The following is a 12,481-nucleotide window of genomic DNA, read 5'->3' as shown; positions in this document are numbered from 1 at the left end:
CGCGATCACAGGTCGCGCTCGCCGCCGCCGTTCGCGAGCTCCTCGTGATGCTGGATCACCTCGGCGACCACGAAGTTGAACCACTTCTCGGCGAAGGCCGGGTCGAGGTGCGCGTCTTCGGCCAGCGAGCGCAGTCGTGCGATCTGGCGCTTCTCGCGGTCGGGGTCGCTCGGCGGCAGTCCGTGCACGGCCTTCAGCCGGCCGACCTGCTGCGTGAACTTGAAGCGCTCGGCGAGCAGGTGGATGAGTGCCGCGTCGATGTTGTCGATGCTCGAGCGGATGCCGAGCAGCTCGCTCATCGCGGCGTCCCGGTCGTCGAATGCGGCATCGTCGGTCATGCTTCGAGCGTACTTCCCGGCGGCCGGGTCGCGCGAAGCGCGTGACGCCCGTCCGGCACTTCCGTGGCGCCCGGGCGCGTTCGGGCGTACCGTCGGCCGTGGAGGTGGTCGCGATGGGTGAACGGAGCGGCGGCAGCGGTGCCGTGGTCGGTGGAGGCGCGATCTACGGCCTCGGCATCTTCGGGGCGTGGTTCTACTTCTTCGGCCAGGCCGACGAGTTCTGGGAGTTCGTCTGGGCGTTCTTCCAAGGGCTGTTGTGGCCGGCGTTCATGGTCTTCGACCTGTTCACGGCCCTGAACTCCTGACCGCCCGGGCCACCGGCCCGAGCGATCAGGACCAGGTCAGGATGCCGCGGCCGAGGTGCGCGCGAGCATCGGCCGCGTCGCGGCGAGGCCGAGCCAGACCACGCCGATGCCCGCCGCGAGCACGGCGGCGATCACGAAGAGCGCGAGCGGCTGCACGATCAGTGCGGCGCCCGTGAGCGGCAGCATGACGAAGGCGGCGATCAGCGCCGACCCGATCGCGGTGATGCGCAGCGGCGACATGACGGCTCGCCGCCGGGCGGCGTCCATCGTCGCCTCCGGCATGCCGAGCATGTCGAGCGAGCGATACAGGTCGCGCCGGTCGAGGATGCCGGCCGCCTGGTTGACGCCCACCGAGCAGGCGACCATGAGGAACGACCCGACCACGGTGATGAGGATGCCGGTGCGGATGTCGGTGAACAGCTCGAGCGACTCGCGGTCGACGCCGGCGCCCGCGAGGTCGACGATCGCGAGGCCGACCCCGGCGAAGACCGCCATGAAGCTCGTCATCGCGACGCCCGACACCTGGCGCCAGGCCGCCTTCGGCGACTCGAGCACGGTGCGTGCCGCGAGCAGTTGCGCGGGGCGCTTGGCGCGCCTGGCCTGGCCCTTCGCCACGAGCCGGATGACCCCCGGCCCCACGAGGTTCAGCACCGCGAGCGTTCCGCCGAAGCCCGCGGCGAGGATGGCGATGAGCACGATGGCCGAGCCCGCGACCTGCAGCGCACCCATGAGCGCGAACGAGACGAGCACGACGACCGCGCCGATCGCGAAGCGCAGCCACGAGAGCTTCGGCGCGTCCTGCCTGGTGCGCACGCCGAGCGGCGAGATGACCACCCTGCGGAGGCCGAGCACGGCGCTCACCGCGGCGAGGGCGACGATGCCGGCCGTCACGCCGGCGAGCACGGGCCACCCGAGCAGCACGCCGTCGATGCCGAGCGGCTCGCCGCGGAACGGCACGAGGGCGAGCAGCGGCACGATCAGGAAGTAGAGCACCACTCCGCCGACCGCGCCGGCGAGCGCGAGCACCGCCGACTCGACGACGGCGAGGGCCGACACGGTCGCGGGGGTCGCGCCGAGCAGGCGCAGCGTCGAGAGGCGGTCGTCGCGCCGGCGCGCCGACAACCGTGCGGCCGCCCCGCCGAGCGAGGCGAGCGGCACGACGAGCAGCACGAGCGCGACGACCGCGAGCAGCTGGTAGGTGAAGGCGATGTCGTCGGTCCACGTCCAGAACGTCTGCGCGCCGCCGAGCACGGTGAGCAGCAGGCCCGTCACGATCGCGAACGCCGTGACGGGCAGCGCGAGCGTCGCGGCGCCCGACGACCCCGGGCGGGCGAACAGCCAGGCGACCCGCGCGATCACGCCGCGCCCCCTGCGTTCGCCGGTGCTGCGGGCACCCGCTCGCCGACGATCCGCCCGTCGCGCATGTCGACGATGCGCGAGCACCGCCCCGCGACATCCGCGTCGTGCGTGACGACCACGAGGGTGCGCCCCTGTCCGGTCGTCGAGTCCAGCAGCGCCTGCATCACGTCGGCCGAGGTGGCCGAGTCGAGCGCGCCCGTCGGCTCGTCGGCGAACACCACCGTCGCGCCCGTCACCTGCGCCCGGGCGATCGCGACGCGCTGCGCCTGCCCGCCCGAGAGCTGGCCGATGCGGCGCTCCTCGAGCCCGCCGAGCCCGAGCGCGGCGAGCCATCCCCGGCCGTACTCCTCGGCGCGTGCCCGCGGCATCCCGTTCAGCATGAGGGCCAGGGCGACGTTCTCGACCGCGGTGAGCTCGGGAATCAGCAGACCCTGCTGGAAGACGAACCCGAACGCCTCGCGACGCAGCCGCGAGCGTTCGCGCTCGCCGAGCGCGGTCACCTCGACGGCGCCCGCGCCCGACAAGAACGACACCGAGCCGGCGTCGGGCGGCACGATGCCGGCGAGGCAGTGCAGCAGCGTCGTCTTGCCCGATCCCGACGCGCCCATGATCGCGAGCGACTCACCCGTGCGAACGCGCACGTCGACGCCGGCGAGGGCGCGGGTCTGGCCATAGGTCTTGACGAGGCCGGATGCCTCGAGCACGAAGGAACTCATGCTTCGAGCCTGCCCGGCCGGGGCGGCGCGGCGCGTCGGGCGCGAGTCTCATCTCGCGCCCGACGCGTCATCCTCGCGGATGACCCCGGGTCGCACGAGCGGCGCGGCACCCGTCCCCCAACGGATGCCGCGCCGCGGTCTTTCGCGCCGCCGCGTGATCAGCGCGGCGTCGCGCGGCGGATCACGAGGAACCCGGCGACGGCCCATGCCGCGGCCGTCGCGAGCAGGAGGCTGAAGCCGCCGACGAGGCCGATGGACGCGATCCAGTCGAGCACCGTCATCCAGGACTGGGTGAACGTGAGGATCGCGACGACGCCGAGCACGAGGGCCACGCCCGCGAAGAGCAGCGTGAGCATGCCGCGCATCCGCCAGCGCATGTAGACCGTCGTGACGCTCGCACCGATGAAGAGCACGAGCAGCTGCAACGCGAAGGTCGTGTAGAAGTCGACGAACCAGCCGTCCTGCCCGTACCAGAGGGCGTCGAACATGCTCGCCCCGATCCACCAGCCGTCCGTGGCCTGCTCGATCTGCACGAGGGTCGCGATGCCGGCGGCCATCTCGAACGAGACGAACACGAACATGGCACTCGTGCCGAGCCAGTAATCGCGACGGGTCGCGCCGAAGCCGAGAGCGAAGGGGAAGGTATAGGCGACGGCCTGCACGCCGACGGCGACGAGGTACCACTGCGGCGAGAGAACGGCCCAGCTGTAGCGCATGCCCTCCTGCATGGCGCCGAACGGCATTCCCGCGCTCGTGGCGATGACGACGAGGAGGATCGAGACGACGAGCGCGCCGCCCATGATCATCCACGGGATGCCGAAGAAGATCGACGGGTTCACGGCCTGCAGGCGGACGACCCGCCAGATGTCGTGCGGGCGGGCCCGCGAGGCGCGCTCGACGGGTGCGGCGGTGGCGACGGCGGTCATGCTGCGACCTCCTGTTCGGTGGTGCCGGCCAGGTCGGTGCCGGTCAGGTGGACGATGAGCTGCTGGAGCGAGACCGGCGCGAGCTCGAGCCCGAGCTCGGCGGCGCGCACCCGTTCGGCCTGGTCGAGCCGACCGTCGATCGTGACCGAGGCGAGCCCGCCGAGGCGTTCCTCCCCGATGACGGGCCGGTCGGCGACGAACTGCTCGACGGCGGCCCGGGAGCCGGCGACCGTCGTCGCAGAGCCACGCACGTCGTCGGCGTCGCGGTCGAGCAGGATGCGGCCCTGGTCGATCAGGATGACGTGCTCGAGGAGGTTCGCGACCTCGTCGATCAGGTGCGTCGAGAGCACGATCGTGCGCGGGTGCTCGGCGTAGTCCTCGAGCAGCCGGTCGTAGAAGATGTGCCGCGCGACCGCGTCGAGCCCGAGGTACGGCTCGTCGAAGAACGTGAGCGGCGCCCGGGAGGCGAGGCCGACCACGACGCCGACCGCCGACAGCTGGCCGCGGCTGAGCTTCTTGATGCGGCGCTTGACCGGCAGCCGGAAGTCGGCCACGAGGCGCTCGGCGAACGCCGCGTCCCAGTGCTCGAAGAACCAGGGGGCGGCCTTCAGCACGTGCGCCGGGGTGAAGTCCTCGGGGTAGCGCTGCGCCTCGGCGATGAAGCAGAGCCGCCGCAGGACGTCGGCGTGCTCGGCGGGCGTGCGGCCGAACACCTCGAGCTCGCCCGCGTTCGGGAAGAGCTGCCCGGTGAGCAGCTGCATGATCGTGGTCTTGCCCGCACCGTTGCGGCCGAGGAGGCCGTAGATGCGGTGCTCCTCGAGCACGAGGTCGACGCCGTCGACGGCGGTGAAGTCGCCGTAGCGCTTGGTGAGGCCGGTGGCGCGGGCCACGGTGGCGGTCATGATGCGGTCCTCTCGGATCGGAGTGCGGCGAGCATGCCCGCCAGGTCGTCGATGTCGATGCCGAGCTTCTCGGCCTCGATGAGGAGGGGTCTGAGGTACTGCGCGCTGAACTCGGCCCGCCGACGCACGACGAGGCGCTCGCGGGCACCGGCGGTCACGAACATGCCGATCCCCCGTCGCTTCTCCACGAATCCGTCGTCGACAAGTCGGCTCACCCCTTTCAGCGCGGTGGCCGGGTTCACGCGGAGGAAGCTCGCGAACTCGTTGATCGACGGGATCTGCGACCCCTCGGGCAGGGTCCCGTCGATGATGTCGTTCTCGAGCTGTTCGGCGATCTGGATGAAGATCGGACGCGAGTCGTCCATTCCGGCCCATCTTGTGCGTCTGCGAACGCGCGTTCGCATGTTGGTTAGTTACTGCAGTAACTAACCAACCATCCTCCCCGGAATCTGTCAACCCCTCCGTCGGTCGAGCGCAGGATTGAGCAGGCGCACAGCGCCGAATGGAGACCACTACCCGTCGGCGCGTTTCACTCACTTCGCGGCAGGTCCCACTTTTCTGGCGGCGTGCACATGTGCACTTGTGGACGACGAAGGTGTGGACTTGTGCACTTGTGCACTTGTGGACGACGAAGGTGTGGACTTGTGCACTTGTGGACCTCGAAGCGGTGCACAAGTGGAACTGTGCACCGCTTGCGCGGAGCGACCTCCGGCCGGTCCGGCCGGAGGGCCCGGTCGGTCGAGCGCCGGGTCGAGTAGGCGCGCAGCGCCGTATCGAAACCTCGGCGCGCAGCGCCGTATCGAAACCTCGGCGCGCAGCGCCGTATCGAGACCACCCCGTCGCTGGCCTCGATACGCTCCTTCGTCGCTACTCGACCGACCTCCGCGGCAACCGCAGCCGGCCCTGCGCGAGCAGGATGCCGAGCAGCACGAGCAGCGCCCCGAGCGGCTCGTGCCAGCTGAACCGCTCGCCGAGCAGCAGCAGCCCGAGCGCCACCCCGACGACCGGGGTCACGTACGTCACGGTCGAGGTGCCCGTCGGCCCCCACGCGCGCAGCACGTTGATGTTCCAGATGTAGGCGAGGCCCGTGCCCAGCACGCCGAGCGCGACGAGCGACAGGCCGACCGCCCAGTCGAGCTCGATCGGCCCGACCGCGAGCCACGGCGTGAGCGCGAGCATCACGACCGCCGACACCCCGATCGAGAGGAACGCGAACGTCGCCGGTGCGATCGGACGGTGGCTCAGGAACTTGCGCTGGTACGCGAATGTGAAGCCGTAGCAGGCGGTCGCGACGAGGCAGGCGAGCTGGCCGGCCAGGCTGCCGGTGAGCGCCTGGTACTGCCACGGACCGATCACGACGACCACGCCGAGGATGCCCACTCCGACGCCGACCCACTTGCTGAGCCCGAGCCGCTCGACGCGGAAGACGAGCGTCGCCATGAGCGCCGTCATGATCGGCGTCGTCGCGTTGTAGATCGAGGCGAGGCTCGACGAGACGTACTGCTCGGCCCACGCGAAGCAGAGGTACGGGATCACGCACGTCGTGAACGACACCACCAGGAAGTGCACCCACACGATCGGCTCGCGGGGCAGCACCGGCCCGCGCGTGCCATCGGCGGCGGGCACCCGGGGCCGCATGATCGCCACGATGACACCGAGCACGAGCGCGCCCAGCACGACCCGCGACCACGCGATCTGCCCGAACGAGACCCCGCCGAGCGCGACCTTCATGAACAGGAAGCTCGCACCCCAGACGAGCCCCATCGCGAGGAACTGCACCCACGTCGACAGCCGCTTCGGCTTCGGCGACGGGGATGCCTCGGCGGCGGTTTCGACGGACTCGGCGGTACTCACGCGTCGAGGCTACGGCTGCTCGGCGGCCGCCGGAACGGCTCGCGAACGCGCTGTCCGGAATCCGCCGAAGAACGGCAGCGCCGAGGCATCCCGCGCCCCTCGTCAGCGAGCGCGCGCGGGCATAGGCTGGCGCCCATGAGCGAATACGACGTCGTCCTCCTCGGTGCCGGCCCCGGCGGCTACGTGGCCGCGATCCGCGCCGCGCAACTCGGCCTGAAGGTGGCCGTCATCGAAGAGCGGTACTGGGGCGGGGTGTGCCTCAACGTCGGCTGCATCCCCTCGAAGGCGCTGCTGCGCAACGCCGAGCTCGCGCACATCTTCCACGACCAGGCCGCGACGTTCGGCATCTCGGGCGACGTGCACTTCGACTTCGGCGCCGCGTTCGACCGCAGCCGCCAGGTCTCCGAGAAGCACGTCAAGGGCGTGCACTTCCTGATGAAGAAGAACGGGATCACCGAGATCGACGGCCGCGGCGTCTTCACAGGGCCGAACTCGATCGACGTGACGAAGGCCGACGGCTCGGTCGAGACGGTGTCGTTCCGCAACGCGATCATCGCGACGGGCTCGCAGGTACGCCTGCTGCCCGGCGTGCAGCTCTCGCGCAACGTCGTCACCTACGAGACCCAGATCCTCACGCGCGAGCTGCCCCGCTCGATCGCGATCGTCGGCGCGGGCGCCATCGGCATGGAGTTCGCGTACGTGCTGCGCAACTACGGCGTGCAGGTGACGGTCATCGAGTTCCTCGACCGGGCGCTGCCCAACGAAGACGTCGAGGTCTCGAAAGAGATCACGCGGCAGTACCGCAACCTCGGCATCCCGATCCTCGCATCGACGAAGGTCGAGAGCGTCGTCGACAACGGATCGTCGGTCACCGTCTCGTACACCGGCGCCGACGGCCAGCCGGGGTCGCTCGAGGCCGACAAGGCGCTCATCTCGGTCGGCTTCGCCCCGAACGTCGACGGCATCGGGCTCGAGGCGGCCGGCGTGCAGCTCACCGAGCGCGGCGCGATCGCGATCGACGAGCGCATGCGCACGAACGTGCCGCACATCTACGCGATCGGCGACGTCACCGCGAAGCTCATGCTGGCCCACGTCGCCGAGGCGCAGGGCGTCGTCGCGGCCGAGACGATCGGCGACGCCGAGACGATGGAGCTCGGCGACTACCGCATGATGCCGCGCGCCACCTTCTGCTCGCCGCAGGTCGCGAGCTTCGGCCTCACCGAGCAACAGGCCCGCGACGAGGGGTACGACGTCGTCGTCGCGAAGTTCCCGTTCTCGGCGAACGGCAAGGCGAACGGCCTCGGCGACCCGGTCGGCTTCGTGAAGCTCGTCGCCGACAAGCAGCACCTCGAGCTGCTCGGCGGTCACCTCATCGGCCCCGACGTCTCGGAGCTGCTGCCCGAGCTCACCCTCGCCCAGAAGTGGGACCTCGGGGCGCTCGAGCTCGCCCGCAACGTGCACACCCACCCGACCCTGTCGGAGGCGCTGCAAGAGGCGTTCCACGGCCTGGCCGGCCACATGATCAACATGTAGAGAGACGGAATCCATGAACTGGGTCATCATCATCATCGGCGCGCTGCTCACCCTCACGGGCGGCGTCTGGCTCCTCCAGGGCGTCGGCCTGCTGCCCGGGTCCGTCATGACCGGGGCGACGATGTGGGTCATCATCGGCGCCCTGGTCGCGGCGGTGGGCCTCGGCCTCATCGGCTGGGCGGTCGCACGCCTGCGTCGCACCCGTTCCTGACCCTGCACACGTGAAAGGGGGCGGATGCCGCGGCATTTCGCCGAGGCATCCGCCCGATGGTGTCGACACGGTCAGGGCAGGCGGTGCCGCCGTGTCGAGTGCTGTCCGGCGGCGAGGCCGTGCCCCGCCGCCGGAACCCTAGTGCTGCGTCGCCTTCTCGGCGCCGACGCCCGTGAGCGAGCGCACCTCCATCTCGCTCTGCTTGAGCGGGTCCTCGGTGCCCTTGTCGAGCACGGTGCCGAGCCAGCCGAGGAAGAACGCGAGCGGGATCGAGACGATGCCGGGGTTCGACAGCGGGAAGATCGCGAAGTCGATCGCCTCGGTCTTCAGCATCGAGGTCTCGGAGCCCGAGACGACCGGCGAGAAGATGATGAGGATGATCGCCGACGCGAGGCCGCCGTACATGCTCCACAGGGCGCCCTTCGTGGTGAAGCGCTTCCAGTAGAGCGAGTAGACGATCGTCGGCAGGTTCGCCGACGCCGCGACCGCGAACGCGAGCGCCACGAGGAACGCGACGTTCTGCCCGTTCGCCCCGATGCCGCCGATGATCGCGACGATGCCGATGATGACGACCGTGCGGCGCGCCACCTTCACCTCGGCACCCGGCTCGGGCTTGCCCTTCTTCACGACCGACGCGTAGATGTCGTGCGCGAACGAGGCGGCCGCCGTGATCGTGAGGCCCGCGACGACCGCGAGGATCGTCGCGAACGCGATCGCCGAGATGAGGCCGAGCAGCAGCGGCCCGCCGAGCTCGAACGCGAGCAGCGGGGCCGCCGAGTTCGGGCCGCCGGGGGCACCGGCGATGACGGCCGGGCCGACGAGGGCGGCGGCGCCGTAGCCGAGCACGAGCGTGAACACGTAGAAGATGCCGATGAGCCAGATCGCCCAGACGACCGACTTGCGGGCCTCCTTCGCGGTGGGCACCGTGTAGAAGCGCATGAGCACGTGCGGCAGGGCCGCGGTGCCGAGCACGAGGGCGAGACCGAGCGAGAGGAAGTCGATCTTCGAGACATCCGAGACGCCGTACTTGAGGCCCGGGTCGAGGATCGCCGGGTTCTCGGCCACCTCGACCGCGTTCTCGAGCAGCGCCGAGAAGTCGAAGCCGTTGAGCGCGAGCACCCACACGGTCATGACGCCGGCGCCCGTGATGAGCAGCACCGCCTTGATGATCTGCACCCAGGTGGTGCCCTTCATGCCGCCGATGAGCACGTAGAGGATCATGAGCGCGCCCACGACGGTGATGACGACGGCCTGGCCCAGCTGGTCGCCGACGCCGAGCAGCAGCGAGACGAGCCCGCCGGCGCCGGCCATCTGCGCGAGCAGGTAGAAGAAGCAGACCACGAGGGTCGTCGTCGCCGCGGCGATGCGCACGGGCTTCTGCCTGAGCCGGAACGAGAGCACGTCGGCCATCGTGAACTTGCCGGTGTTGCGCAGCAGCTCGGCGACGAGCAGCAGCGCGACGAGCCACGCCACGAGGAAGCCGATCGAGTAGAGGAACCCGTCGTACCCGGTCATCGCGATCGCGCCGACGATGCCGAGGAACGACGCCGCCGACAGATAGTCGCCCGCGATCGCCGAGCCGTTCTGCCCGCCCGTGAACGAGCGGCCGGCGGCGTAGTAGTCGGCGGCGGTCTTGTTGTTCCGGCTCGCGCGGAACACGATGATCATCGTGATCGCGACGAAGGCGCCGAAGATCGCGATGTTGAGCCAGGGCTCGCCCGGCGAGGCGGCGGGTGCGGCCTCGGCGGCGACGCCGGTCGAGGCGGATGCCGCGGCGGATGCGGTCAGTGCGGTGAAGCTCATCGTGCCGTCTCCTCGGTGGCCGGGGCGAAGTCCGCGTGCTCGATCTCGTCGCGCAGCTTCTCGGCGCGCGGGTCGAGCTTGCGGTTGGCGTAGCTGACGTACCAGGTCGTGACCGCGAAGGTCGTGACGACCTGCGCGAGGCCGAGCAGCATCGCGACGTTCACGTGCCCGAACACGGGCGTCGACATGAAGTCGTGCGCGTAGCTCGCGAGCAGCACGTAGCCGAAGTACCAGACGAGGCAGGCGCCGAGCACCGGGAAGACGAACTTCCGGTGCGTGGAGCGCAGCTCTTGGAACTCGGGGGATCGTTGGACTGCGGGGTAGTCGACGGGAGGGGCCGTCTCCTGCTCCGCGCTCAGGGCGTCGTTGCCCATGGCGTCTCCTTCATCGGGGTGGTGTTCTCAGGTGTTGCCGTGGCCGAGTCTCGCGCGGCGTCGGTGCCGCGTGGGGCGCCCGCCGTTCGTCGTCGACGAACGGCGCCGACGGTGCGACGAACGGCGCCGGCCGCGACGACGAGCGCACGACGAGGCGATTACGCTGGCCGCATGCCCGAGTCGATGCTGCTCGCCGCCGCCGTCGGCGTCGCCGCGGGCGCGCTCGCGGTCGGGCTCGTGATCTTCCTGCGGCGCATCGTGCTCGCCTCGAAGGAGCTCGGCACCGACGCCGAGCAGGCCACATACCAGACCCTGCACCTCGCCTCGCGGGCGGCCGAGCACCTGCGCGGCGGGCTCGAGGGGCCCGACGCCCAGCGCGCGGGGAGGCACCTGCGCGCCCTCCTCGGCTGCGACAGCCTCGCCCTCGCCGACCGCACCGGCGCGATCGCGATCGACGGCGACGACGCCGTGCGCCCCGCCGCCGAGCGGCTCGTCGCCGAGGCGCTCGCGAGCGGCCGCCCGGCAGTGCAGCGGCGCATCCCGGTGGGCGCCTGGGAGACCGACGCGGTCGCGGCGCCCGTGGTCGGCGGCGCCGGCACGGTCGGCGCGATCGTCGCATTCGCCTCGCCCGTGCGGGCGGGGCTCGTGCGCGCCACCGGCGAGGTCGCCGACTGGGTCGCCGCACAGGTCGAGCTGGGCGAGCTGGATGCCTCGCGCGCGGCCCTCGCGGAGGCCGAGGTGAAGGCGCTCCGGGCCCAGATCAGCCCGCACTTCATCTACAACTCGCTCAACGCCATCGCCTCGTTCATCAACACCGACCCGCAGAAGGCGCGCGACCTCGTGCTCGAGTTCGCCGACTTCACCCGGTACTCGTTCCGCCGCCACGGCGACTTCACGACCGTCGCCGAGGAGCTGCGCTCGATCGACGGCTACCTCAAGCTCGAACGCGCGCGGTTCGGCGATCGGCTCAAGGTCACGCTGCAGATCGCACCCGAGGTGCTCTCGACGGTGGTGCCGTTCCTCTCGATCCAGCCGCTCGTCGAGAACGCCGTGCGGCACGGGCTCGAATCGAAGGAGGGCGGCGGGCGCATCACGATCGAGGCCTCCGACTCGGGCGCCTACGCCGAGATCACCGTCGAGGACGACGGCGTCGGCATCGACCCCGCGCAGCTCGCGGCGGTGCTCGCGGGCGGACCGGCCGACGGCGAGCACGTGGGCCTGCGCAACGTCGACGCCCGGTTGCGGCAGGTCTACGGCGACGAGCACGGGCTCGTCGTCGAGACGAACCTCGGCGCCGGAACCCTCGTGCGCATGCGGGTGCCGAAGGCCGGCCCGCGCCGTGATGGGAGGATCGCACCATGATCTCCGTGCTCATCGCCGACGACGAGCAGCCCGCGATCGACGAGCTCGCCTTCCTGCTGCGCCAGGACCCGCGGATCGGCACGATCCACCAGGCCTCCTCGGGGTCCGAGGCGATCCGGCTGCTCGCGCGCGAGCCGGTCGACGCCGCGTTCCTCGATATCCACATGCCCGGGCTCACGGGGTTCGACCTGGCCCGGGCGCTCGCCCGGTTCGAGCAGCGCCCGGTGCTCGTCTTCGTCACGGCCGACGAGGAGGGCGCGCTCGAGGCGTTCGACCTCGAGGCCGTCGACTACCTGCTGAAGCCCATGCGCACCGAGCGGCTGCACCGGTCGGTCGGGCGCGTGGTCGAGGCCATCACCGCCGCCGGCGCCCGCACCGCGGGCCGGCCCGCGCCCGAGGCATCCGCCCCGCCCGAGATGATCGCCGTGACACTCGGCGGCACGACGCGCATGATCCGCCGCGACGACGTGCGCTACGTGCAGGCGCAGGGCGACTACGCCCGGCTGCACACCGAGGAGGCGAGCTACCTCGTGCGGGTGCCGATGGCCGATCTCGAACGGCAGTGGGCCGACGCGGGCTTCGTGCGGGTGCACCGCTCGTACCTCGTCGCACTCGCGCACGTGAGCCGGGTGCGGCTCGGCGCCGACCATCCGAGCGTCGTGGTCGGCCAGGCCGAGCTGCCGGTGAGCCGCCGGCTGCTGCCCGGCCTGCGCGACCGGCTCGAGCAGGCGACCCTGCGAGCGCGGCCGTGAGCGACGAGGGCTCGGAGACGGCCGCACCGCTCCCTCCCCGACCTGC

14 protein-coding genes are annotated in these 12,481 nt (G+C 71.0%); 5 read left to right on the top strand and 9 right to left on the bottom strand.

Features of this window, described 5'->3' with window-relative positions; translation table 11 throughout:
* Positions 1-5: 5 nt before the first annotated feature.
* Entirely contained in the window at positions 6-338 is a 333-nt protein-coding gene (locus tag ACWGPE_RS11495) for a chorismate mutase (protein WP_452048733.1), read from the bottom strand.
* A 113-nt stretch (positions 339-451) separates the two neighbouring features.
* Between ACWGPE_RS11495 and ACWGPE_RS11490 the strand changes: the two genes are divergently transcribed.
* Positions 452-643 (top strand): hypothetical protein, encoded by a 192-nt coding sequence (locus ACWGPE_RS11490; protein ID WP_452048732.1) that lies wholly within the window; start codon positions 452-454, stop codon positions 641-643.
* Positions 644-679: 36 nt separating this feature from the next.
* On the opposite strand, the gene ACWGPE_RS11485 is transcribed toward ACWGPE_RS11490, so the two are convergent.
* The 6 genes from ACWGPE_RS11485 to ACWGPE_RS11460 form a co-directional block, all read right to left on the bottom strand.
* Positions 680-2,002, bottom strand: a complete 1,323-nt coding sequence (locus tag ACWGPE_RS11485) for an FtsX-like permease family protein (protein ID WP_452048731.1) — start codon at positions 2,000-2,002, stop codon at positions 680-682.
* Positions 1,999-2,718 carry an ABC transporter ATP-binding protein gene (locus ACWGPE_RS11480; protein WP_452048730.1) on the bottom strand — a complete coding sequence of 240 codons (720 nt, stop codon included), beginning with the start codon at positions 2,716-2,718 and terminating at the stop codon, positions 1,999-2,001. The genes ACWGPE_RS11485 and ACWGPE_RS11480 overlap by 4 nt, the downstream gene beginning before the upstream one ends.
* 158 nt (positions 2,719-2,876) lie before the next feature.
* Positions 2,877-3,644: a hypothetical protein gene (locus ACWGPE_RS11475; protein WP_452048729.1), complete on the bottom strand. Its 768-nt coding sequence runs from the start codon at positions 3,642-3,644 to the stop codon at positions 2,877-2,879.
* The gene (locus ACWGPE_RS11470; protein WP_452048728.1) at positions 3,641-4,546 is read right to left on the bottom strand and encodes an ABC transporter ATP-binding protein; all 906 of its coding nucleotides are present in this window, start codon (positions 4,544-4,546) and stop codon (positions 3,641-3,643) included. The genes ACWGPE_RS11475 and ACWGPE_RS11470 overlap by 4 nt, the downstream gene beginning before the upstream one ends.
* On the bottom strand, positions 4,543-4,911 hold the full coding sequence (locus tag ACWGPE_RS11465) for a GntR family transcriptional regulator (RefSeq protein ID WP_452048727.1): 369 nt from the start codon (positions 4,909-4,911) through the stop codon (positions 4,543-4,545). The genes ACWGPE_RS11470 and ACWGPE_RS11465 overlap by 4 nt, the downstream gene beginning before the upstream one ends.
* A 502-nt stretch (positions 4,912-5,413) precedes the next feature.
* A complete protein-coding gene (locus ACWGPE_RS11460; protein WP_452048748.1) occupies positions 5,414-6,310 on the bottom strand; it encodes a DMT family transporter in 897 nt (298 codons plus the stop codon).
* A 225-nt stretch (positions 6,311-6,535) separates the two neighbouring features.
* On the opposite strand from ACWGPE_RS11460, the gene lpdA reads away from it, so the two are divergent.
* Both lpdA and ACWGPE_RS11450 read left to right on the top strand, forming a co-directional pair.
* A complete protein-coding gene (gene lpdA / locus ACWGPE_RS11455; RefSeq protein WP_452048726.1) occupies positions 6,536-7,933 on the top strand; it encodes a dihydrolipoyl dehydrogenase in 1,398 nt (465 codons plus the stop codon).
* A 13-nt stretch (positions 7,934-7,946) separates the two neighbouring features.
* Positions 7,947-8,144 (top strand): hypothetical protein, encoded by a 198-nt coding sequence (locus ACWGPE_RS11450; protein WP_452048725.1) that lies wholly within the window; start codon positions 7,947-7,949, stop codon positions 8,142-8,144.
* 138 nt (positions 8,145-8,282) lie between these two features.
* Here the strand turns inward: ACWGPE_RS11450 and ACWGPE_RS11445 are convergent, their stop codons facing one another.
* Both ACWGPE_RS11445 and ACWGPE_RS11440 read right to left on the bottom strand, forming a co-directional pair.
* Entirely contained in the window at positions 8,283-9,947 is a 1,665-nt protein-coding gene (locus ACWGPE_RS11445) for a solute symporter family protein (protein ID WP_452048724.1), read from the bottom strand.
* The gene (locus ACWGPE_RS11440) at positions 9,944-10,321 is read right to left on the bottom strand and encodes a DUF485 domain-containing protein (RefSeq protein WP_231429639.1); all 378 of its coding nucleotides are present in this window, start codon (positions 10,319-10,321) and stop codon (positions 9,944-9,946) included. The genes ACWGPE_RS11445 and ACWGPE_RS11440 overlap by 4 nt, the downstream gene beginning before the upstream one ends.
* A 171-nt stretch (positions 10,322-10,492) precedes the next feature.
* On the opposite strand from ACWGPE_RS11440, the gene ACWGPE_RS11435 reads away from it, so the two are divergent.
* Positions 10,493-11,683: a sensor histidine kinase gene (locus ACWGPE_RS11435; protein ID WP_231429638.1), complete on the top strand. Its 1,191-nt coding sequence runs from the start codon at positions 10,493-10,495 to the stop codon at positions 11,681-11,683.
* On the top strand, positions 11,680-12,435 hold the full coding sequence (locus ACWGPE_RS11430; protein WP_452048723.1) for a LytR/AlgR family response regulator transcription factor: 756 nt from the start codon (positions 11,680-11,682) through the stop codon (positions 12,433-12,435). The genes ACWGPE_RS11435 and ACWGPE_RS11430 overlap by 4 nt, the downstream gene beginning before the upstream one ends.
* Positions 12,436-12,481 lie beyond the last annotated feature (46 nt).

It is taken from the genome of Agromyces sp. NPDC055658 (assembly GCF_053618155.1).
This window is presented reverse-complemented; position numbering and strand designations above follow the sequence as displayed.